General features: G+C 61.7%; 19 protein-coding genes. 10 read left to right on the top strand and 9 right to left on the bottom strand.

Annotated features, from left to right (window positions below; translation table 11 throughout):
* Window positions 1-113: 113 nt before the first annotated feature.
* Window positions 114-683 (top strand): DUF4245 domain-containing protein, encoded by a 570-nt coding sequence (locus ATN38_RS03565; RefSeq protein WP_003945206.1) that lies wholly within the window; start codon window positions 114-116, stop codon window positions 681-683.
* A gap of 21 nt (window positions 684-704) precedes the next feature.
* Here ATN38_RS03565 and ATN38_RS03560 read toward each other — a convergent pair whose 3' ends face one another.
* The 3 genes from ATN38_RS03560 to ATN38_RS03550 are packed head-to-tail and all read right to left on the bottom strand — an operon-like array spanning window position 705 to window position 2,781.
* On the bottom strand, window positions 705-923 hold the full coding sequence (locus tag ATN38_RS03560) for an exodeoxyribonuclease VII small subunit (RefSeq protein ID WP_003945276.1): 219 nt from the start codon (window positions 921-923) through the stop codon (window positions 705-707).
* Window positions 920-2,185: an exodeoxyribonuclease VII large subunit gene (xseA, locus tag ATN38_RS03555; protein ID WP_003945258.1), complete on the bottom strand. Its 1,266-nt coding sequence runs from the start codon at window positions 2,183-2,185 to the stop codon at window positions 920-922. The genes ATN38_RS03560 and xseA overlap by 4 nt, the downstream gene beginning before the upstream one ends.
* Complete coding sequence (locus ATN38_RS03550) at window positions 2,182-2,781, bottom strand: lipid droplet-associated protein (RefSeq protein ID WP_030536251.1); 600 nt, start codon at window positions 2,779-2,781, stop codon at window positions 2,182-2,184. The genes xseA and ATN38_RS03550 overlap by 4 nt, the downstream gene beginning before the upstream one ends.
* A gap of 153 nt (window positions 2,782-2,934) precedes the next feature.
* Between ATN38_RS03550 and ATN38_RS03545 the strand changes: the two genes are divergently transcribed.
* A complete protein-coding gene (locus ATN38_RS03545) occupies window positions 2,935-3,948 on the top strand; it encodes a 4-hydroxy-3-methylbut-2-enyl diphosphate reductase (protein ID WP_003945273.1) in 1,014 nt (337 codons plus the stop codon).
* 70 nt (window positions 3,949-4,018) lie between these two features.
* Here the strand turns inward: ATN38_RS03545 and ATN38_RS03540 are convergent, their stop codons facing one another.
* Window positions 4,019-4,975, bottom strand: coding sequence for a DUF6542 domain-containing protein (locus tag ATN38_RS03540; protein WP_042448843.1), 957 nt, complete (start codon window positions 4,973-4,975; stop codon window positions 4,019-4,021).
* Between the two features lie 217 nt (window positions 4,976-5,192).
* Here ATN38_RS03540 and ATN38_RS03535 point away from each other — a divergent pair, with 217 nt between their 5' ends.
* Together ATN38_RS03535 and ATN38_RS03530 are read left to right on the top strand one after the other, a co-directional pair.
* Window positions 5,193-6,368, top strand: a complete 1,176-nt coding sequence (locus tag ATN38_RS03535; protein WP_054826655.1) for an exonuclease SbcCD subunit D — start codon at window positions 5,193-5,195, stop codon at window positions 6,366-6,368.
* A complete protein-coding gene (locus ATN38_RS03530) occupies window positions 6,365-9,343 on the top strand; it encodes an AAA family ATPase (protein WP_058226020.1) in 2,979 nt (992 codons plus the stop codon). The genes ATN38_RS03535 and ATN38_RS03530 overlap by 4 nt, the downstream gene beginning before the upstream one ends.
* Here the strand turns inward: ATN38_RS03530 and ATN38_RS03525 are convergent, their stop codons facing one another.
* Window positions 9,344-10,537 carry an AI-2E family transporter gene (locus tag ATN38_RS03525; RefSeq protein ID WP_003945249.1) on the bottom strand — a complete coding sequence of 398 codons (1,194 nt, stop codon included), beginning with the start codon at window positions 10,535-10,537 and terminating at the stop codon, window positions 9,344-9,346.
* Window positions 10,538-10,689: 152 nt separating this feature from the next.
* Here ATN38_RS03525 and ATN38_RS03520 point away from each other — a divergent pair, with 152 nt between their 5' ends.
* Window positions 10,690-11,094 (top strand): hypothetical protein, encoded by a 405-nt coding sequence (locus ATN38_RS03520; RefSeq protein ID WP_003945253.1) that lies wholly within the window; start codon window positions 10,690-10,692, stop codon window positions 11,092-11,094.
* 6 nt (window positions 11,095-11,100) lie between these two features.
* On the opposite strand, the gene ATN38_RS03515 is transcribed toward ATN38_RS03520, so the two are convergent.
* The 3 genes from ATN38_RS03515 to ATN38_RS03505 all read right to left on the bottom strand — a co-directional run bounded on the left by ATN38_RS03515 (window position 11,101) and on the right by ATN38_RS03505 (window position 15,285).
* A complete protein-coding gene (locus tag ATN38_RS03515; RefSeq protein ID WP_003945213.1) occupies window positions 11,101-11,310 on the bottom strand; it encodes a YbdD/YjiX family protein in 210 nt (69 codons plus the stop codon).
* Window positions 11,311-11,312: 2 nt separating this feature from the next.
* Window positions 11,313-13,595 (bottom strand): carbon starvation CstA family protein, encoded by a 2,283-nt coding sequence (locus ATN38_RS03510; RefSeq protein WP_007726338.1) that lies wholly within the window; start codon window positions 13,593-13,595, stop codon window positions 11,313-11,315.
* Between the two features lie 112 nt (window positions 13,596-13,707).
* Window positions 13,708-15,285 (bottom strand): FMN-binding glutamate synthase family protein, encoded by a 1,578-nt coding sequence (locus ATN38_RS03505; protein ID WP_042449196.1) that lies wholly within the window; start codon window positions 15,283-15,285, stop codon window positions 13,708-13,710.
* Window positions 15,286-15,377: 92 nt separating this feature from the next.
* Here ATN38_RS03505 and ATN38_RS03500 point away from each other — a divergent pair, with 92 nt between their 5' ends.
* Together ATN38_RS03500 and ychF are read left to right on the top strand one after the other, a co-directional pair.
* Complete coding sequence (locus tag ATN38_RS03500; protein WP_374104613.1) at window positions 15,378-15,896, top strand: CD225/dispanin family protein; 519 nt, start codon at window positions 15,378-15,380, stop codon at window positions 15,894-15,896.
* 70 nt (window positions 15,897-15,966) lie between these two features.
* On the top strand, window positions 15,967-17,046 hold the full coding sequence (gene ychF, locus ATN38_RS03495; protein ID WP_054188760.1) for a redox-regulated ATPase YchF: 1,080 nt from the start codon (window positions 15,967-15,969) through the stop codon (window positions 17,044-17,046).
* Window positions 17,047-17,247: 201 nt separating this feature from the next.
* Here ychF and ATN38_RS03490 read toward each other — a convergent pair whose 3' ends face one another.
* On the bottom strand, window positions 17,248-17,436 hold the full coding sequence (locus tag ATN38_RS03490; protein ID WP_218747589.1) for a hypothetical protein: 189 nt from the start codon (window positions 17,434-17,436) through the stop codon (window positions 17,248-17,250).
* Window positions 17,437-17,441: 5 nt separating this feature from the next.
* On the opposite strand from ATN38_RS03490, the gene ATN38_RS03485 reads away from it, so the two are divergent.
* The 3 genes from ATN38_RS03485 (at window position 17,442) to ATN38_RS03475 (ending at window position 21,626) form a co-directional block, all read left to right on the top strand.
* Window positions 17,442-19,361 carry an AAA family ATPase gene (locus ATN38_RS03485; protein WP_218747588.1) on the top strand — a complete coding sequence of 640 codons (1,920 nt, stop codon included), beginning with the start codon at window positions 17,442-17,444 and terminating at the stop codon, window positions 19,359-19,361.
* Between the two features lie 118 nt (window positions 19,362-19,479).
* Window positions 19,480-20,232: a GHKL domain-containing protein gene (locus ATN38_RS03480; protein WP_218747587.1), complete on the top strand. Its 753-nt coding sequence runs from the start codon at window positions 19,480-19,482 to the stop codon at window positions 20,230-20,232.
* Window positions 20,229-21,626 (top strand): phosphotransferase, encoded by a 1,398-nt coding sequence (locus tag ATN38_RS03475; protein WP_218747586.1) that lies wholly within the window; start codon window positions 20,229-20,231, stop codon window positions 21,624-21,626. Before ATN38_RS03480 ends, ATN38_RS03475 begins: the two co-directional genes overlap by 4 nt.
* Window positions 21,627-22,441 lie beyond the last annotated feature (815 nt).

The raw sequence follows: 22,441 nt of genomic DNA, 5'->3' as shown, positions 1-22,441 counted from the left end.
TTGTCCCAGATGGGAGCGGCTACGTGCGCTGTCGGGTCGCCGCTGCGACGTTTTGTCTCGCTCGAAGGGGACCGGGAATCGTATCTACTGCGCAGTACCTGGATACTGGGGGTGTGGCATCGAAGAAACCCCGCATTCTCGAAGACAACAAAGACATGGTCTGGTCTCTCGTACCGTTGGTGCTGTTCTGCATCATCATTGCGGGCATCGCCAGCCAGTGCACGTTCAGTCCTGGCGGCCCGACACAGGGGCCTATCCCGAGCGTCGACGTGGACGCAGCTCTGAACTACGACGCGAAGGAACTCGGATTTCCCATCCGTAATCCCGGTGTTCCGGACGGGTGGACCCCGAACTCCGGCAGTCGCAAGATCATCTCCGGCGACGGTGGCGGAGATTCGAGCACTGTGGGATTCATCACGACCAGCGGTCGCTACATTCAGCTGACACAGAGCAACGCCGAGGAATTCCCGTTGGTGTCACACGTTGCCGGTGGACAGCGATTCGCGACCGGAGTCGAGACCGTCGGCGCCGATACGTGGAACGTCTTCGGCGGCGAAGGTGTCGAGTCGATCTGGGTCACCGACGTCGGGGATGTTCGCCTGTTGCTCACGGGCGCGGCGACGCCGGAAGAGTTCCGGATTCTTGCCGAGAAGGTCGGCGCAGCGCAGCCGATCACGCCATAGGATTTGCGGTCGGAGCGGACGTTACTCGTCCGCTTCGGCCAGAGCCTTTTCGACGCGGGCCCTCGCGCCGGCCAAGTGCTCTTCACAGCGCTTGGCCAACGCTTCGCCTCGCTCCCACAGTGAGAGTGACGCGTCGAGGTCCAGACCGCCCTGTTCGAGAATCTTCACGACGCTCACCAGTTCGTCCCGGGCTGCTTCGTAGCCGAGTTCGTTGATGTCGGTGTCGGTGGCGTTGCTCATTTTTCTCTTCCCATCACTGCGGCGCGAACGGCGCCGTCTGCAAGTCGAACTCGAATCTGGGTACCGGGTGGCGCGTCCTCGACCGAGCGCAGAACCTCCGGATCGCCATCGGCGACAACACGTTGCACGACTGCGTACCCGCGGGCCAGCGTCGCGGCGGGGCCCAGCGTGGTGAGCCGGGCGCGCAGATGCTCGATCGTTCGGGACTCGGAGTCGATCAACCGAGTCACATCGCGTCGCCCGGCGGCTTGGAGCCTTTCGACCTCCTCGGCGCGACGGTCCACCGCGAGCAGCGGTGATGCCATGACCGGTCGAGTGCGCAACTGTTCGATCAGATGAGACTCACGCTTGACCCAGCTGCGCAGTGCCGCAGCGCTGCGGTCACGCAGATCCGCAACCAGGGCAGCTTCCGCAACCGCGTCGGGTACGACGCGCTTGGCAGCGTCCGTGGGTGTGGCTGCGCGCAGGTCGGCGACGTGGTCACTGAGCGGGCTGTCCGGCTCGTGTCCGATGGCACTGACGATGGGCGTCGTGCAGGCCACGATGGCGCGGCACAGCGCTTCGTCGGAGAACGGCAGGAGATCCTCGACGCTTCCGCCGCCGCGAGCGAGGATGATGACGTCGACTACCGGGTTGGCGTCGAGTTCCTTCAGCGCTTCGATGATCTGGGGAACAGCAGTCGGACCCTGAACCGCGGTGTTACGCACTGCGATGGCAACTGCTGGCCAACGACGATGGGCGACTGAGACGACATCCTTCTCGGCCGCACTGGCTCGGCCCGTGATCAGGCCGATCGTGCCGGGCAGAAACGGAAGCGGCCGTTTGAGCCGCGGATCGAACAAGCCCTCGGCGGCGAGCAAGGCGCGCAGTCTCTCGATGCGGGCAAGCAGCTCACCGATACCCACGGCGCGAATCTCGGTGACACGCAACGACACCGTTCCGCGTCCGGTGTAGAACGAGAGCTTGCCGAACATCACGACTCGCGAGCCCTCGGTCAACGGCACCGGGGAGTTGTGCAACAACTGCGGTGAGCACGTGATCGACAGCGACATGTCTGCCGACGGATCACGCAGGACGAGAAAGGCCGTTCGGGTGCCGGGTCGTGCATTGATCTGGGTGATCTGACCTTCGACCCAGATACTGCCGAGCCGATCGATCCAGCCGGCGACCTTGGCGGAAACCGTGCGGACCGGCCACGGCTGCTCAGCGCTACTGGCGCCGGACGATCGCTGCGATGAAGCGGGGGGCGTTGCGGAAGTCACTTTGCCTTGGCTGTGGTGATGCGGTTGGTGAGCATGGTCTGGAACGGTGCGCGAGCGAGCGTCGCATTCTCGTAGTCCAGGACTGCGGTCAGCTCGTCGATGCTGAGCGTCCGGATGCGCGCACGGAGCTGTGCGAGTGTGAGGTTGGGGTAGTCGAGTTCGGTGACGATCTCGGGCTCTTCGGCAGGTCCGTCCGTCGTAGCTGCCGTGGATTCGGACTCGGCGACGGGTGCGGGTTCCTCGATGGGGGCAGTCGGCTCGAGCGAGTAGAGCGCGAAGCGACCGGCGTTGGTCGGGGTGTCAGCGGTGGTCGATCCGGTGGAAGGCGTCGGGTCAGCAGGCGCATCGACGTCTTCGTCGAAGACCGCCCACTCGGGCTGTTCGTCCTCGGAAGACCAGTTGATCAGTGCAAATGCCTGATCGCCCTTGATGGCCAGCGAGGTGATCGACTGCTGCACGCGCATGCTTGTCTGCAGCATCTGGCTCACGGCGGTCATCGGCAGGGCGACGGCGGTGGTGGGCAACTTCTTTGCCTCTTCCATCGCGGTGACGGCGAGTCCCGCGGCAACGCGCGCCACGAACGGTGGTCGGATCATTCCCACAGCTTGCCGCAAAGCTCCGACAATCGGTAGCCGACTTGCCTGTGACGGCTGTACTCGTTTACTTCGGAACCTTCGATCGGAGCCCGAAACCGAGGTGTTCACGTTTGCCGGAGTGTCTCACGTTCGAGGTGCCAGTAGGCTGGTCACATGTCTTCGGCTGTTCCTCTCAATCTCGGTATCGCGCACTCGGCTGATTCGCCGTCCACCCGCAAGGGCAGCGCCAAGCGCGTGCTCCTCGCCGAGCCTCGCGGCTACTGCGCCGGCGTCGACCGCGCGGTCGAGACCGTCGAGAAGGCCCTCGAGAAGCACGGCGCACCCATCTACGTGCGTAAGGAGATCGTCCACAATCGCCACGTCGTCGAGACGCTCGAAGATCAGGGCGTGATCTTCGTCGACGAAACCGACGAGGTTCCCGAGGGATCGTTGCTCGTGTTCTCGGCGCACGGTGTGTCGCCGGCCGTCCACGACTCGGCTGCCGAGCGGAACCTGCGCACGATCGACGCAACGTGCCCCCTGGTCACGAAGGTGCACCAGGAAGCAAAGCGATTCGCCCGCGACGATTACGACATTCTGCTCATCGGCCACGAAGGCCACGAAGAGGTCGAGGGCACCGCAGGTGAGGCTCCCGATCACGTCACCATCGTCGACGGCCCGGATTCGGTCGACGCGGTCACGGTTCGTGACGAGTCGAAGGTCATCTGGCTTTCCCAGACCACACTGAGCGTCGACGAGACGATGCAGACCGTCGCGCGCCTGCGTGAGCGCTTCCCCAATCTGCAGGACCCGCCGTCCGACGACATCTGTTACGCCACGCAGAACCGTCAGGTCGCGGTCAAGGCGATGGCTCCCGAGTGTGATCTCGTGATCGTGGTGGGTTCGCGGAACTCGTCCAACTCGGTTCGCCTGGTCGAGGTCGCGCTCGGGGCGGGCGCTGCCGCGTCGTACCTGGTCGACTACGCCCGTGAGGTCGATCTCGCGTGGCTCGAGGGTGTCCAGACAGTCGGCATCACGTCGGGTGCATCGGTACCCGAGGTGCTCGTGCGCGGCGTGATCGAACTTCTTGCCGAGCACGGATACAACGACGTTCAACCCGTCACCACTGCCAACGAGACTCTGGTGTTCGCCCTTCCCCGTGAATTGCGAGCAGCGCGCACGTCCTGAATCAAGAAAATGCGGGGCACCTTCCATCTGGAAGGTGCCCCGCATTTTTTGTGCTACCGGGCGCGTCTGTTCAGGGCTCTTCGCGATCGCGGTACCGAACTCGCGGCGGCGGATACGCGGGAAGATCGACTCCGGGTGGGCGGCGGCGAGGGGGCAGCGGCGGCGATACGTCGTCACCCGAAGCGAAGAAGGGCTCCATCCGCTCCTCACGTCTGGGCGACGGAGTGGGCTCGGGCGCCCGGCGGCGACCGTACGACGGGTAGTCGTCGTCTGCCACGGGCCGACTGTCGGGCTGGGGGCGACGCGTAGGCGGTTGGTGCGTGCGATCGACCCTGGGTGGCTGAGGGCTTCTCCGAGGCGGCAGCGGACGCTCGTCCTGGATCGGCTCGCGCCTGGGGGTGCTTCGGTAGGCGGGCTGCTCGTCCACCTCGGGGGCGCGGCGACGCGGGGGCCCGGGGACGGGCGCGTCCGAGACTCTGCGTCGACGCCCGGTCTCGGGTGCGGGTTGTTCTCGCGTGGCAGCCGCAGAGGAGTCACGAGTGGTGGCCGCCGAGCGGCGGGAGCGGGTCGAGCGCGCGGGCCCGGTGGGGCGCTGATTGAGCAGGAAGTACCGGAAGCCACCGATGATCAGCACGACCACGGTTGCGGCCAACATGATCGGAAAGCGGTTGACCAACGGGTACGCGATGTTGATCGCGATATCGCGCAGCGCGGTGCTGTTGTCCTTGCCGATGAGCGTGTGCCCGATCGGCACCGCAGCGAAGAGCAGCAACGGCGGTTGGGCCATCGCGGTGAAGAGGGCCTTGTTCGAAGCGGCAACCACAGCGAAGAGACAGCCCAGGAAGTAGAACGTCGAGAACACCGCGGTGAGCTCTCCGCCGCCTCCGGTGGCATCGATCAGTACGCCGACGGCGGTCACACCGGCAGCAAGCAGGATCACTCCCCACCAGGGCAGGCCGGGGACGGTCACGATGAGCGATCGCTTGTCCAGCGGTACCCCGGAGCGAGCACGTTGGGTTGCAGACACATAACGACATTAGCGGTTCTTGCGTTGTCGGCCGTGTTTGTGCGGGTCGTGGCTGGCGCATTTATCGACGCGATGGCGCGATGGTTTCGGGTTCTTCGTCAAACGAACCGGACGGATTGTGTGCAGGGTCACCGGACGCTCGTGGGTTGGGGCACACCGACGAAGCCGTCAGCGTGGGAGATCGGCGGTGTCGGTGGGCTGCTCTACCGTCGGATTCATGAAGATTCTGCACACCTCCGATTGGCATATAGGTCGCACCTTTCACGGCGTCGATCTGTTGGCCGATCAGGCGAGTGTGCTCGGTTCCATCGCAGATTCCGTCCGTGAACACGGCGTCGACGTCGTGGTCGTGCCGGGCGACATCTACGACCGCTCGATCCCCAGTTCCGACGCGGTCACCGTGTGCAATCGAGGCTTCGAGGCAATCCGGGCGGCGGGGGCGGTCATCGTCGCGACGTCCGGCAATCACGATTCCGCGGTGCGGCTCGGAGCCGGGGCATCCTTTGCCGCTGCCGGCGGCTTGCACTTGATCACTCGCGTCGGCCAGATCGGTACTCCGGTGATGCTGAGCGATCAGTTCGGGCCCGTCGCCTTTTACGGGATTCCGTACCTCGAGCCGGAGATCACGCGCGTCGAGTTGGACGTGCCCCGGGCTCGTACTCATTCCGACATCCTCGGAGCGGCCATGTCGCGTGTTCGGCGAGATCTCGCCGAACGAACGGCTGCCGACCCCGCGACTCGATCGGTATTGCTCGCCCATGCCTTCGTCGTGGGCGGTGAGGCCTCTGAATCGGAACGCTCCATCTCGGTCGGCGGAGTGGAGACCGTCGCAGTGGGCGAGTTCGACGGCGTCGACTACGTCGCCCTCGGACACCTGCATTCTCCGCAGATGCTCTCGGAGAGTGTGCGGTACTCGGGTTCACCGTTGCCGTATTCGTTCGGTGAACGCAGCCACCGTAAGGCGGCGCTGCTGATAGAACTCGACGCAGCCGGCCTGTCGTCGGTGCAGCGCCTGGATCTCCCGGTCATTCGGGGGCTGAGCCAGGTGACGGGAACTCTCGAGGAACTACTCGGTGAGTCGAAGTACACCGATTCCGAGCAGTGCTACCTCTCCGCATTGCTCACTGATCCGGTTCGTCCCGTCGATGCCATGAGGCAACTTCAGGCGCGTTTTCCCTTTGCCGTTCATCTCGAATGGCAAAGGCCGGAAGGGCAATCGGATCTCAAGTACCGTGACGCGGTACGGGGTCGATCCGACATGGAGATCGCCCGCGGCTTTGTCTCGGCAGTGCGTAGTGACCCGTCCGAGCGTGAGGTCACGCTGATGGCCGAAGCGCTCAGCGCTGCCGCGCGCGCCGAGGAGTCCACGGTAGAACTGAGTGAAACCGCGTGAGGCTGCACAAACTCGAAGTCAGCTCTTTCGGGCCCTTCGCCGACACGGTCGAAGTCGACTTCGACCGTTTGGGTGCAGACGGGCTGTTCCTTCTGCACGGCGACACCGGTGCAGGCAAGACCACGATCCTCGACGCGGTTGCGTTTGCCCTGTACGGGCGGGTGCCGGGTGCGCGCAACGAGGGCAAGCGATTGTTGTCCGATCACGCGCCCGCCGGTTCGGTGCCGCGCGTGGAACTCGAAGCGACCATCAGTGGTCGCAGAATCAAACTTGTTCGTAGTCCAGAGTATTCGCGTCCGAAGAAGCGCGGGACCGGTTCGATCACAGAGAATGCAAAGGCCACACTGACGTGGTTGGACGGCCGCGGCGAGAATCTTTCGCGCATCCCTGACATCGGTGACGAGATCAACCGCCTCATGGGCATGAGCGCTGATCAGTTCTTCCAGGTGGTGCTCTTGCCGCAGGGTGAGTTCGCCAAATTCCTGCGTGCCGAGAGTGACGAGCGAGGCAAACTGCTCGAGCGTCTGTTCGACACCAAGCGTTTTGTCTCCGTCGAGGCATGGTTCGACGCCAAGCGAAAGGCAAGTGCGACCGCGCTCGCGGCAAGGGAGCAATCCGTGCGGCTGCTGCTCGCGAAGGTCGAGACAGCTGCGGGACTCGAGGTAGGCGCCGAGGCACACCCACTGGAATGGTCGCGCAAACTCCTCGCCGAGGCTCAGGACACCCGCGATACAAGTCTTGCGGAGCTGGTGACCGCGAAAGATGCAGCAGCCGAGGCTAATCGGGTGCTCACCGTTGCGCAGCGAACCGCAGATCTGGTCGCTCGCCGTAATCGTGCGACCGCTGAACTCGCAGCATTCAATACGGGCGCCGCCCAAAGAGCTGTGATCGGCGCTGAACTCGAGACAGCCAAGCGCGCACTGCCGGTGGCCGCTGTCGCCGGCGATGTGGACGCTGCCGGCTTGCACCTCGCTGCCGCAGTCGAATCGATGACCGCAGCGATGTCGACCTACTCCGCAACGGGCGGTCCGGAGATTTTCGTGCCGGAGGTGTGGCCACCCACCGACGACGAGCGTCAACGCGTCGTAGCTCGGATCCGGACCTGGCGTGACGAGATCGTTCGCCTGGACGCAATGGCGGAGGATGCCCGCAGAGCCGATGCGGCAGAAGCCGAGATCGAGAAACTCGGAGTTCGGCGAGACGCTCTGTCCGAGCGCATCGATGCCATCGCGGTTGAACGCACTCAACTGCCAGAAATGGTGCGCTCGGCCGGCCAACGACTGGAGGATGCGCAACGCGCGCACGCGGCTCTGCCCGGCCTCGAAGCTGCACTGGCCAAAGCATCGGATGCTGCGGCAGCGGCTCATGAATTCGTCTCTCTGCGTGCGCAAGCCGAGAAGATTCGTGTGCAGGTGTTGGATGCGCGCGACGCCCATCAGAGTGCTCGCGGGCGCTGGCTCGACCTCGTGCAGAAGCGTATCGAGGGCATGGCTGCGGAGTTGGCGAGTTCACTCGCGCCCGGTGACCCATGCCAGGTGTGTGGTTCGCGTGAACACCCTGCGCCGGCGCAGTCTGATGTCGTGACGGTCACCGAGCCCGATCTGGAAGTCGCGTCCGCAGCCGAGCGTGCGGCCGAGAAAGCCCTGAGCAAGGTAGTCGACCGCCAGGTAACCGTCGACCGTGACATCGACCGGGTGATCGCCCGCGGCGGGGACGGCGACGTCGCAGAACTCGACAGGCTCCGCGCCGCGGCTCGGAACGCCGTTGACGAGGCGACCCACTCTGCCGGTCAGGTTGGAGGGTTGGCCGACAAGCTCGGGCATCTCAACGAGCGTGACGGCGAGCTGCAACAGGAATCCGCTTCTCTGACGGCCGAATTGGCGGCACTGACCGAGCGTACGACGACTCTGTCGGCCACGGTCGAGCAGATTCGAGCGGCGATCGTCGCTGCGGTGGGAGAAGATTCGACCATCGCTGCTCAGCGCTCGCGGTTCGAAAGGCTTGCCTCCGCTGCCTCGGCGGCGTCTGAGATGCGTGACGACGCCGTTCGTGCGCAGGCGCGATCGGCGGAACTGTCGACCAAACTGGCCGCTGCGGCGGCCGCTGCTGGATTCGATTCGGTCGAGGCTGCGATCGAAGGGGTGAGATCGCCGGCCCGAATCGCAGCGATCGAAACGGAACTCGCCAAAGCACGCGACCTCGAGGTGGCCGCTCGGACGGTCCTCGACGACCCCGAGGTCGTTGCGGTGAGCGAAGTCGAGACAGTCGACGTCGACGGTCCTCGCGAGCGTGCTCTTCAGTGCGCCGAGGTGGTGAACTCGGCTGTTGCAGCTGCTTCCCTGGCCGAGAACCGTGTGTCGGATCTCGAACGGTTCAGCGGACAACTCGAGAAGGCATACGAAGCGGTTGCACCTGAGCGTGAACTGCACGACGAACTCGCGGCGCTTGCCGACGTGATCGCCGGCAAAGGTCAGAACAGTCGCAAGATGTCGCTGCGAGCGTATGTGCTCGCGTCGCGGTTGGAAGAGATCGCCGTGTCGGCATCGGTTCGGCTGCAGCGGATGTCCGGGGGCAGATACGAGTTCGTGCACAGTGACGAGGCAGGTTCTCGGGGTCGCCGCGGCGGTCTGGGGCTCGACATCCGGGACGACTTCACGGGTGTCGTTCGCTCGGCGAAGACGCTCTCGGGCGGTGAATCATTCTTGGCGTCGTTGTCTTTGGCTCTCGGACTTGCCGATGTGGTTGCGGCGGAGTCCGGCGGAATCGTTCTCGACACGATGTTCATCGACGAAGGATTCGGCACTCTCGACGCCGACACCCTCGACTCGGTGATGGCTGTGTTGGACGAGCTTCGCGACGGTGGACGAGTGGTGGGCATCGTCAGTCACGTGGACGAGATGAGGCAGCGAATCCCGAGTCGCCTGCACGTCATTCGCGGACGTGCAGGCTCCTCGGTGAAGGTGATCGCGGGCTGATCAGGCCTTTTTGTTCTCTACCTCTGACTCGGCGTCGTCGTCTTGATCCTCGAGGATGTCCGACGCATCGCCGGCGGGCATCGGCTCGTTGTCGCTTGCGCGTTCGTCGATCTGCTCGCCGATGTACCGGATGACAACTGCTGCCACAGCGGCGACGGGCACTGCGAGGAAGGCGCCGACGATGCCGTACAGCGAGCTACCGGCGGCCACGGCAAGCAGCACGATGACGGCGTGGAGTTTCATCGACTTGCTCTGCAGCACAGGCTGAAGGACGTTTCCTTCGATCTGCTGAACGGCCAGGATGATGATCAACACGATGATGGCGGTGGTGAGACCGTTGGCCACCAGCGCAACCAACACGGCCAGGGCGCCGGCGACAAAGGCACCGACGATCGGGATGAAGCCACCGATGAACGTGAGAATTGCCAGCACCGGTGCCAGCGGGACCCCGAGTATCAGCAATCCGGCGCCGATGAAGACCGCGTCGATCAGACTCACCAGTGCTTGTGTCCTGATGAATCCGCCGAGCGTGTCCCACATGCGGGTGAGGACCTCTTCGAGATGCCGACCGGCACGGCCGCCGCCGACAGCGTGGAGCCAGGGGATGAACCTCGGTCCGTCCTTGATGAAGAAGAAAGCGAGAATCAGGACCAAACCGAGCGTGACCAACAACGAGCTCGCTGTGCTCACGCCGCTGAAAACGCCTGAAGCGATGGCGGTTCCACTTTCCTGCACCTTGGTGATGACGGCATGGACGGCGTTGTCGATCTGGTCGTCCTTCAGGTTCAGCGGCGGACCCTGGAGCCAGTCCTGAACCTGGTTGATGCCCTCGGTGGTCTTGTTCGCGAGCTCGGGGGCCTGGCTGACCACTGACGGAACGATGCCGGCGATCACACCGGCCAGGATTCCGATCGAGAGCACCAGGGTGATGCCGGCTGCCGCGGCCGGTGGCATCCCGCGCTTGATCATGCCGCGGGTCGGCGGCCACATGACTGTCGCAACAACGATAGCCAGAGCCACCGGCAGGATGATGACCCAGAGCTTTTCGATCAGCCAGCCGAAAATCCAGGCGCCCAGCGAAATCGACGCCAACACCAACGACCATTTTGCGAGCCACATACCCCCTTGCCCGATGATCTCGCCGCGGTCGCGCTTGCGCACCCCTGCGGACGTCCCCTTGTCTTGCTCGCTCACTGATCGTCCTTTCCGTCGGCGCAGGGATCTCCTCGCCGATGTGCGAATCCGGTGATCTAGCTGAGCTGATCGTAACGACTGCATGCGATAACTCGTGTGTTGCGCTGCAATACTGTGTTTTGAAGCATGCTGATCGGACTAACATTTCCGTCATGAGAATCGCAGCAGCAGTCGGGGCAGCAGCAATCGTCGTTCTCGGGCTCACCGCGTGTAGCACCGAGGATCAGGACAACGCGCAGAACAAGATCAGCGAGGCAGTCACGAGCGGGCAACAGGCGCTCGAGACGGCGAAACAGTCAGCGGGCAACGCCATCGATCAGGGCAAGACGGCGCTGTTCGTCGCCACGTTCCGTGGGGCTTACGCACCGTTGGCGGAGAACCGCGACGACGCAGACATCGAGGAGATCTTGACGACCACGTGTACCGAGGTCGCCAACGGCACTGACGAGGCGGAGGTCAAGACCAAGATCACCGACCTGGCCGAGAACAACGGCAACAAGCCCACCGACGAGCAGGCCGGCCACATTTACGAACTCGCGAAGGCCACCTGCCCCTGACCGGATTCAGCAGCAGCGGGCGCCTGGGTTGGCGTCGGCTGCTGCGTGACGGCGGCGCCAGAACTCTCGTTCGCTGATCACCGGTGAGTCGGCGTGGTGGCGTCGGGTGTGCTCGACGTAGCGCTGATAGTCGAGATCACCCATCACCGAGCGAACCCACCACAGCGTTCCGCGGAACGCTGTGGTGAGTTTTGCCGTCATGGTCGCCGTCGTCATGGTCAGTGCCCACCTCCGTGTGCGGCGCCGGGCGCCCGGACTTTCCCGGCTTTGATCAGCTCGTCCCATTCTTTCTGGATTTCCTTCTCCGCGGGCGTCGGAATGAAGCTGGCGGGTCCGAAGATTTTCGACGGTTCTTCCGGGGACTCGGTGGTCGGCAGCCCGCCCGCTCGGATTGCCTTGGCACATACGATGATCCCGGCGATGACCACGACGATCACCAGTGACGCGAAGATGATCGACAACGTGCCCTGGATGAAGGTGTTGCGAATGACGGCATCGATGGCCTCCGGAGTCTTCGCGGAACCGTGCGCCGTCTCGCCGGCAGCCTTCGCGTCCTTGAACACGTTGTGCTGAGCCCAGTACCCGATCGCGGGGTTGTCGGAGAAGATCTTCTGGTACGACGCGGTCATGGTTACGACCAGGTCCCACACCAGCGGCACGCCGGGAATCCAGGCCCATTTGAACAGCCCCTTCTTCATGACGATCGTCATGACCACCGTCAGCGCGATCGCGGCGAGTAGCTGGTTGGCGATGCCGAAGAGCGGGAAGAGTGTGTTGATTCCGCCCAGCGGATCGGTGACACCCATGAGCAGAATCGCGCCCCAGGCAGCGACGACGATCAGCGAGCACAGCCACGCGCCGATGCGCCACGACGGGTCCTTGAACTTCTTTGCCGGACCGCCGAAGTTGCCGAGCGAGTCGGAGAGCATGAATCGAGCGACGCGGGTGCCGGCATCGATCGTGGTGAGGATGAAGAGCGCCTCGAACATGATCGCGAAGTGGTACCAGAACGATTTCAGCGAGTCGCCGCCGAAGACATCGCTGAGCACTTCGGACATTCCGAACGCGAGCGTCGGGGCGCCGCCGGTTCGCGAGATGATCGATTCTTCGCCGACGGCCTCGGCTGCCTGAGTCAGCACGTCCGGTGTGATGGGGGCAGTGCCGAGGGGCAGATTGTTGACGTATTCGGCTGCGGTTTCCGGTGTTCCACCGGTCAGTGCCGCGGGAGCGTTGAGTGCGAAGTACAGGTGCTGATCGAGGATGCAGGCGGTGACCAGAGCCATGATCGCGACAAACGATTCGGTCAGCATGCCGCCGTACCCGATCATCTTGGTCTGGCTTTCCTTCTCGAGCAGCTTTGGCGTCGTACCGGACGCGATCAGTGCGTGGAAGCCCGAGAGCGCGCCACAGGCAATGGTGATGAACAGGAACGGGAACAGTGAACCGGCAAAGGCCGGGCCTTCGCCGTTGGAGGCGAACGGCGTCACTGCCGGCATGTTCAGAGCGGGTCGTGCGACCAGAATTCCGATGGCCAGCAGCGCGATGGTGCCGACCTTCATGAACGTCGACAGGTAGTCGCGCGGTGCCAGGAGCAGCCAGACCGGCAGCACCGATGCGGCGAATCCGTACGCGATCATCAGCCACGCGATGGTGACCTTCGAGAGTGTGAACCAGTCTGCGCCCCAACCGGTATCGGCAACCCATCCGCCGGAGACGATGGCAAGGAGAAGCAGGACGACGCCGATCAGGGAGACCTCGGAAACCTTGCCCGGCCGCAGATACCGCAGGTACACGCCCATGAACAGCGCGATGGGGATGGTCATCGCGATCGAGAACACTCCCCATGGGGACTCGGCGAGCGCATTGACGACCACAAGTCCGAGCACCGCGATGAGGATGATCATGATGACGAACACGCCGATCAGTGCGGCGACGCCGCCGACGAGGCCGAGTTCTTCGCGGGCCATCTGACCGAGGCTGCGCCCGCGGCGCTTCGACGAGATCCACAGGACCATGAAGTCCTGCACCGCCCCGGCGAACACGACGCCGACGATGATCCAGATCGTTCCCGGAAGATATCCCATCTGTGCGGCCAACACGGGTCCGACCAGGGGACCGGCACCGGCGATTGCCGCGAAGTGGTGACCGAACAGCACCCGACGATCGGTCGGCATGTAGTCGGCGCCGTTCTCCATGATCTCGGCGGGAGTGGCGACGTCGTCGCGGGGCTTGACGATCTTGCGTTCGATCAACCGCGCATAGAAGCGGTAGGCGATCAGATAGGTACAGATTGCGGCCAACACGAACCACACAGCGCTGATGTGTTCACCGCGGACGATCGCAATCATGTACCAGGCGCCCGCGCCGACCAGTCCGAGAACAAGGAAGACGACGCGCGCAGTCGTGGAGATGGGTGTTTTGTCGATGACGCCGACAGGTGGCAGGTCAGGATCGGTTTTCAGGTACTCGACATTTGGTTCCGGCGCAGTCGTCAAGCTCATCGTCGAACTCCGTCCACTAGTGCACGTGTGGCCGCCGTCACAGCGGGCCATCTGTCACTGTAGGACCAGAAGGGTGAATCCGCGCGATCTGAAACGCGGGAGTCGACCGACGTCAGAATCGGTGAGCGTCGGCGTCGATCCAATCGGTGAGCCAGCTCTGCGGCGGGGAGTCGAGCAGTTCGCCCGGCATCAGCCAGTCGAACAGGTCGGCATAGGTGCGAGTGGTGAGACCGTCGACGCGGCGGTTGAGCATTCCCGGTTGCAGTTGGTCGAAGGAATCGATGCCCATCGACGCGATCATCTGTTGCGCGCTGGCGACGGTTGCCTTCTGGAATCGGTAGACGCGCTCGCTCTTGTCGGGGATGTCGAGTGCGCGGGTGCGTGCCGGATCCTGAGTGGCAACGCCGACCGGGCAGCGGTTGGTGTGGCACATCTGGGCCTGAATACAGCCCACTGCGAACATCATTGCGCGGGCCGCCATCGTGAAGTCTGCGCCCTGGATGATGCGTTTGACGATGTCGGAACCGCTCGCCACCTTTCCGGAAGCGCCGACTTTCACGAGAGGGCGCAAACCAGTTCCCACCAGAGCGTTGTGCACCAGCATCAGGCCCTCGGTCAACGGCATGCCCATGTGGTCCTCGAACTCCACTGGACCTGCGCCGGTGCCGCCTTCGGAACCGTCCACGATGATGAAGTCGGGCGTGATGCCGCGTTCGATCATCGCCTTGCAGATTCCGAGGAATTCACGACGCGAGCCGACACACAGTTTCATCCCGACCGGCTTGCCTCCCGACAGTTTTCGCAGGGTCGCGATGAAATCGACCAGTTCGACCGGGGTGCTGAACGCGGTGTGCGCGGGTGGCGAAATCACGGTCTGGCCGACGGGTACCCCGCGGGTTTCGGCGATTTCGGGGGAGACCTTGACTCCGGGAAGCACGCCACCCAACCCGGGTTTCGCACCTTGCGAGAGCTTGATCGAAATGGCCTTCACCTGATCGAGTCCGGCACGCTCGGCAAAACGGTCAGGATCGAATCGGCCGTCCTCGGTTCGGCATCCGAAGTATCCCGAGGCGATTTCCCAGATCAGATCGCCGCCGTGTTTGCGGTGATACGGACTGATCGCGCCTTCGCCGGTGTCGTGGGCGAAGCCGCCTTTGGCGGCGCCGGCGTTGAGGGCTTCGATTGCGTTGGCGGACAACGACCCGAAGCTCATCGCGGAGACGTTCAGGAGAGCGATGTCGTACGGCTTCGTGCAATCGCGTCCGCCGAGGCGAACTCGGGGAACGGTGTCGGGGGCGGTCCGTGCGCGAATCGAATGCGTCATGAACTCGTAGCCGATCGCATTGACGTCGCGCTCGGTCCCGAAGGGCTCTTCCGCCAGTGTTCCCTTTGCCCGCTCGTAAACCAGATCTCGCGTTTCGCGATCGAATGGCATTCCATCGGTGGATGATTCGACGAAGTACTGCTGGATCTCCGGTCGAATCTTCTCGAGGAGGAATCGCGCGTGCCCCAGGACCGGATAGTTACGGAGGATGCTGTGGGACTTCTGAGTGAGGTCGTAGGTGCCCATCGCCGCCAGCGCGAGAGTGACGACAGCGATCACCCACCATCCGGGCGAGGCGACAATTGCGAGCGCGGCGGTGCCGAGACCCACTATCCATATCAAGAGCACGATCAGCATCCGAGTCACCTCGAGAGCGTAGGCGCTCACTGTGACACGGCAGCGGTAAGTCTCCACTAGGTTCTGCGATAGAGAACCGAATCCGACACTTTGGGGGAATGATGACCGAACCGCAATATCCGACCGACCCGCAGGATCCGAAGGAGCAGCAGTATCCGAAGGAACAGCAGTATCCGGCGGGCCAGCAGTATTCAGCCGGTCAGCAATATTCAGCAGGCCAGGAGTATCCGACGGGCCAGCAGTACCCGACCGACCCGCAGTACTCAGCCGGACACCAGTATCCGACCGGTCAGCAGTACAGCGCGACCCAGCAGTACAGCGCCGCTCCCACGTACGCGGCGCCTCAGTACGGTCCGCCGAAGTCCAACGCGGGATGGGCCGTCGCGTCGATCATCTTCTTCTGGCCTATCGCGTTCGCCGCGTTCAACCATCTCCACGACATCTACCCGAAGTGGGCGATGGGCGATCACCAGGGCGCGCAGTACGCGTCCGAGCGGGTGAAGAAGCTCGGGCAGATTTCGCTCCTGATAGCCGTCATCTGCTGGGTGCTGTTCATCGCGTTCTACGTGATCTTCCTGGTTGCGATCGTGTCGTCCGTCGATTCGTATACCTACAACTGATCACCTGCCGCGACGTGACGGTGGGGCGAGTACCCGTCACGTCGCCGCGAGGCCGTAGAATCCACAGACCGTGAGCCTTACCCTCGGAATCGTCGGACTGCCCAACGTCGGCAAGTCCACCCTTTTCAATGCACTGACCAACAACGACGTGTTGGCAGCGAACTACCCGTTCGCGACCATCGAACCCAACGTCGGTCTGGTCGAGCTGCCCGATCCGCGGCTGCAGAAGCTCGCCGAGATCTTCGGCTCCGAGCGCATCCTCCCCGCGACCGTGTCGTTCGTCGACATTGCCGGCATCGTCAAGGGAGCGTCCGAGGGCGCAGGCCTGGGTAACAAGTTCCTGGCCAACATCCGTGAAGCGGACGCCATCTGCCAGGTAGTTCGCGTCTTCGCCGACGACGACGTCATCCACGTCGACGGCAAGGTCGACCCGGCCTCGGACATCGAGGTCATCGAGACCGAGCTGGTGATCGCCGACATGCAGACTCTCGAGAAGGCTCTCCCGCGTCTGGACAAGGAAGCTCGCAAGAACAAGGAGCTCAAGCCGGCCCACGACGAGGCACTCAAGGCTCAGGCCTTCCTCAACGAGGGCACGACGCTCTTCAGCGTCAAGGACAAGCTCGACTTCTCGTTGCTTCGTGAGCTGAGCCTGCTCACCACCAAGCCCTTCCTGTACGTCTTCAACGCCGACGAGTCTGTGCTCACCGACGAGGCGAAGATCGCGGAACTGCGCGCTTCCGTCGCCCCTGCCGATGCCGTGTTCCTCGACGCGAAGGTCGAGCAGGAACTGCTCGAGCTGGACGAGGAAGATCGCCAGGAAATGCTCGACTCGATCGGTCAGACCGAGCCCGGCCTGCACGCTCTCGCTCGCACCGGCTTCCACACCCTCGGACTGCAGACCTACCTGACGGCTGGTCCGAAGGAAGCTCGCGCCTGGACCATCCACAAGGGTGACACCGCTCCCCAGGCTGCCGGCGTCATTCACACCGACTTCGAGCGTGGCTTCATCAAGGCTGAAATCGTGTCCTTCGACGACCTCGTCGAGGCGGGTTCCATGGCCGCAGCCAAGGCTGCCGGCAAGGTCCGCATGGAGGGCAAGGAATACGTCATGGCCGACGGCGATGTGGTCGAGTTCCGCTTCAACGTCTAGGAGCGTGCCAATTGTATCCGTACGACTGGTGAAACTCCAGGAGCCACGGTTCGAAGAGATGAACAGTGTCTGCCTCGGAGGGTACGACTGGCCGGCTTTGGGCCGGGTTCGGATGAAGTCGAGAAGATGCCAACAGCGGCTTCGTCAATTGTTCACTTCTGCTGAATCCGAAGTATTTGAGCTCCAAGAATATTCGGGTGGCTAGTCCGTAGTCATGGACGCGCGGTCCGCTCGCTGCGGTTCGGTGCGACCGACATTGAAAAGCTTGTGCGAAAAGGGTCGTTGGGCTTGTGTGTTGTCGATATCCAAGGGCATCCGGTAGCCGCCGAACAGTGCGGCGCTGACAGGGAGGTCGCTGTCGAGCCGGATTGCGATGGACTCCGTGAACATTCGAGATGCAGAACCTCCTCGCCAAATTCATCGGGGTTGATTCCGCGTCTCGGCCCTCTTGTATCCTCAAGCGGCGCCTCCAGCACCAAACGAAAGGCACACGGATGTGGATTTCCAGGCTCAGAATTAATGGTGGCTTCCTCAATGGGCTGGACGTGTCGTTCGTCCGTGGGCTGAACGTCGTAATCGGGTCCCGTGGTGTGGGAAAGACGACTTTGCTTGAACTGCTGCGACACGCGTTAGGCGCTGAACATGCCGACAAGCAAAAGCGACAGCAACGCGAGCAGTTCCTAACCGCAGTTTTGGGAGTCGGCGAAGTGATCGTCGACCTCGAAGATGACGCTGGGGCAACGCAGGTCATCGTCGATGCCAAAGGGCGAGGACGGGACCGTGATCTATCTCATTCCGTATTGGTGCTTGGTCAGAGCGAATTAGAAGAGATCGCATCTGATGCTGCCAACCGACTGAAGCTGATTGATCTTCGCGCAGGGCAAGACTCGGTAGATCAGCCGCGCGAAAACCTCGGCACGCTCTCACGCGAAATGTACGAACTTCGCCGTCAGTTGCGTAAGTCTGAAGAGGAGTCGCTTAAGCGTGCCGGTCTGGAAGCCGACAGGCAGATCTATCGATCGCAGGAGGAAGCACTTGTCGGTGATGCGCAAGGGCCGCTCGCATCCCAGAGGGATGCCCTGCGTGACGTTGAGGCGCGTTCCACGGCGATCACTCGAACGAGTTCGAATCTCCAGTCTTTTGGAGAGCTAGTAGGTCAGATGCGAGAAGCGGTCGACTCAGCGCGGAACACCCTTGCGAGGCTTGAAACGCTTCACACTGAGTTCATTGCCGAAGATATGTCCATGGCTTCGAATCTCGATGCAGTTCGGTTGGGCGTGGAAGGCCTGCAGCGCACAATTCGAGTCCTAGCTTCGGATGTCTCCGGGCATATCGTAAATGCAACAGCCGAGGAAGCAAAGCTTCGAGAGACTGCTGCGCCTTTGAGGGAGACACTGGAGCAAGCAGAAGCCGGACTCGGACAGCTCACGGCTCAGGTCCGCAATATCGAAGCTCAGCTACGAGAACTCGATGATAACGACAAGAGAATAGCTACTCTGGTGAGAGAACTTGAATCTCTGAACAAACGACGCGAATCGGCATTTGCGCTGGTTGAGGCCGAAGAAGAAGGCCTATTTCGCGCCCGGGAATCCGTGGCTGAATCGACGTCCCGTCAAATTGACAGTCATATTGTCGTCGCTGTCGAGCATCTCGCGGACTCGTCTGAACTCCGCGATGTTCTGACCGAGTATCTCAAAGGAACTCATACCAGGGCCGCGCTCATCGACTCGCTTTCAGCACGCGTACTACCCAGGATGCTACTGGAAATGGTGGAGTCGCACGACATCGACGGACTAGCCTCCGCTGGTGATATCACTCAGGAGCAAAGTGCTCGTGTGATTGGTGTTCTCGATTCAGCGGAAGGGGTCGAGCGCCTGGCTAAGGTTCAACTCAAGGACAACGTCGACTTCTTGTTGCGCGATGGCGCGGTCGATAAGAGCGTTGACAACCTGTCAGCCGGTCAAAAGTGTGCTGTTACGCTTCCGATCGTATTGTCGGAGAGAGAGCGCACTTTAATTCTTGATCAGCCCGAAGACCATCTTGACAATGCGTATCTGGTCGATCACGTGGTTTCTGCGATGAACCAGCGAACCGCCGACCAGGTTCAAACAATCGTCGCAACTCATAATGCGAATGTCCCGGTTCTAGGTGCGGCGGGCAGAGTCTTCGTTCTCGCGAGCGACGGCCAGCATGGTCAGGTTCGTGACTCTGGTGCATTCGACACGCCGAATGTAGTTTCGTCGATCACGACGATTATGGAGGGCGGACGCGAAGCATTCGATCGTCGGGCTCGGTTCTATGGTCAAAATGAATAGACCTGCTTCGCCGCCCGATTGGCTTGATGAGTCACTGAACTCCAGTTCGCCCTCAGCGAGACTACGAGCAGCTGCGTGGATCAAATCAAATCCCGACGGGGTGCAGGTGCGCGTGCTCATGCGCGCGATGCAGCGAGAGTCCGTGCCCCAAATCCGGCAAGTCTTCAACGATGTCCTGGCTGCACGAGAAACGCTCACGGATTCAGCATCTTCAAATCCCTCGGGCGAAGAATCTTCACTGATGCAAAGGCAGATTCCTGAGCTTGCTCGCTTAATCAGGCATGAACTTTCGCCGCCAATCGGTTGGATCCGCAAGGCAGGTGGGCGAGAGATCGCCCATTTCCAACGAAGCTCGACCAGTGATGCGGTGAATCGACTGGAGCGTCGAATCGACGCGCTCATTGCTCTGATTCGCGAGGGATCCGATCTGGATCTGGTCGAATGTGGTTTGGAACGAACTCTGCGCGAATGCTGGCCAGACATGACGGCTGAGCCCATGTTTATTCCAGCGCCTGATCTCGCTGGGCGCCCGGCACTTATTCACACAGACCTGGGCCTATTTGAGATCCTGCTGGCAAACGCATACCAGAACGCTATCGATGCCTCTCTAGAGGTGGACGAGCCGCGATCAATTGAAGTGAGTTGGAGTGTCGTAGGCGATAGGTTCTGGGTGAGGATCTCTAATCCATTTGCGGGCACTCAGTTTGATGTCCGAGACGTCGAAACAACCGGAATTTCCTCGAAAAGCGGGCACCAAGGAATCGGCGTATCGCTAATCAAGACTGCTGCAGAAAAACTCGGGTATGGATTCAAGATTGCTGGACGTAGCGGAGTTGCTACTTTCACTCTTACTGGAGGGCGAAACACTTGAGCAACCCACTCGCGGTCCTGGTCGACGATGACAAACAGCAACTAGTGGAGGTATCATCGACAATTGTTGATGCTGGCTATGAACTAATAACCTTTGAGTCGCTAGAAGAAGCGCTGAACTTTCTCGATTCAGCCGACGCGCTTATAGACCTTTTCGTCCTTGATCGCAAGCTTCCTATGCGTATCGGCGAGAAGGCCGTTGATGAATTAGGTGACGAGCTCTTCCGGACCGTGACGGTGAGTCACCCGGACGCACGCGTGATCGTCTTTAGTGGATTCACAGATTTTGACCATGCTCAGGAGTCAATGGAAGGGACTGGCTTCGTTTTCGACGATGGTGCTGTGCGAATTAATCGTGTTTCGGTAGTGCGCAAGTCGCAGTTCGACAAATTCGAACGATTTATTCGAGAACTCCGTGAACTGATTACACGCTTCGAAATGATCGAATTCTCGGTAGACGGTGCACTCGAAGATCATCAGAAACGGGTTCTTCGTCGAATCGCGTATCACTACGGTGCATCTTCAATCTCGGCACGGCCGCTTTCAGGAGGACTGAGCGATGCGGCCGTTTGGCGCTGCGAAGTTGCCTCGCCAAGCGGCCCAATCGCTGCTGTTGTCGCCAAAGTTAGTGAGTCGGTTCCAGCAGCAGGCGGGCTGCAGGACCTGCTCCCTAGAGACTGCATCGCGCGTCGTGTCGAGGTGATACGTGGACTCATGGGCGGATCGATTGTTAGCATCTTGCAGCTCGCGGGTACGTCGACCGCTTCACTCATGAGTTTGATCGCTTCCAACGACCTCGAAGCAGCACGAGTTGTTCAGTCCCTTCGTATCGGTCTGGATGCTCTAGAAAGATCGCAAGCTCGGTCGATCCCACTTCGCGAACTTGTGGAGCAGATCCTTCATTGGGATGTTTTTGCACGGGAGCTTTTGGCTATCGGGCTGAGTACGCCTTCCCCAGATCTATGGGTTACCACTTCGACGGTGATGAGTCACACTGATTTGCATGCCGCTAACGTCCTCGTATGCGACGGATCTCCGGTGCTGATCGACTCAGATGAAAACAAGTTTTCCAGTGCGCTCCGAGATCCGGCGGTCCTGTTGATGTCGAGTTGGGTTCATCCCGATTCGCCCTTTCGTAGCGACTGGCCCACTGTCCAAGGGATCTCGGAGCACTTCGGTGAGCCGTCATTTGCGCAAGGATCCCTATCGCCGGCATGGTGCGCGTCGGTGTTAGCTTGGATGAAGGAGCGCAGAGCTTCTACTCGGGAGTACTGGGCAGTTGTGCTCGCATATGGCGCTCGTCAGTTGCGGTTCGAGAATGTTCGATCTAGCGAGGACCTGACCGCAAAGGTGGTTGCACTGGTCGTTCTCGCGCATACCCGACTGCTCGACTAATTACCGATTGACACGCCAAAGGTGGAAGTCCCGTTTACACTGCACCGGATTGAGGTCCAGTGCTGTACGGAATATGAGGTCCTACATTGCACTTCGAATCGCGCTCGGGCGATTTTCTTGAGGGCGGCGCCTTTGGATGCGAGTTCGTCTCCTGCGTAGATTGCGGATGATCTGTTCAGCGCATGCCGTTTACGTCCAGCCATGAGACGAAGGCTTTCACGAACTTGGTTACGGCGGAGGGAATCTCATGGACTGCGGGTCATTTGATGGGGGTTACGTCAAGATCAACAGCGTCCTCGCGGTCGATCTTCATCGCCCGTTGCGCAGCTACCCGTGACCTGAACGCCCGAATCAACCACGGACTCGTGGCCGTCATCAGGGACGACGAGATCGTGCTCTCGACAGCAGACGGCGAGTTCCGAGCCGGGTGCTGGCATCGGCAGGTAGGTGCACCCAAGGAGGTCGCGCGATGTGGCGACGGTCAAGACTGCCAGTCGATGAGTTGTGCACAGCTTCCTATCCACATCGAACGCCGGTACCCCATTGTCGCCGGGATTTTCAGGTTGACGGCTCGGCAATCAAGCCGAGACCGGCAAAGCAGTTTCTCACGGGGTGGGGGGAATCAGCGGCGAGAGGCTGGGGAGACATTCGAGATGACCCTGGTGCGAAATATCGCGGTTGTTCCACGTTAGGAACTGGATCCACGAAGGTCATCTGGCGCTAACTGGTGCTTAGTGTCAGTGGAAGTCAATACGTTGTCGGTCGCCATCGAAGTTAGGTGGTTGGCGAGTCCATCGTGAAAAACCGCCCAGTCG

The sequence above is a fragment of the Rhodococcus sp. FH8 genome, assembly GCF_019266085.1.
Taxonomy (GTDB): Bacteria; Actinomycetota; Actinomycetes; order Mycobacteriales; family Mycobacteriaceae; genus Rhodococcus_F; species Rhodococcus_F qingshengii.
This window is presented reverse-complemented; position numbering and strand designations above follow the sequence as displayed.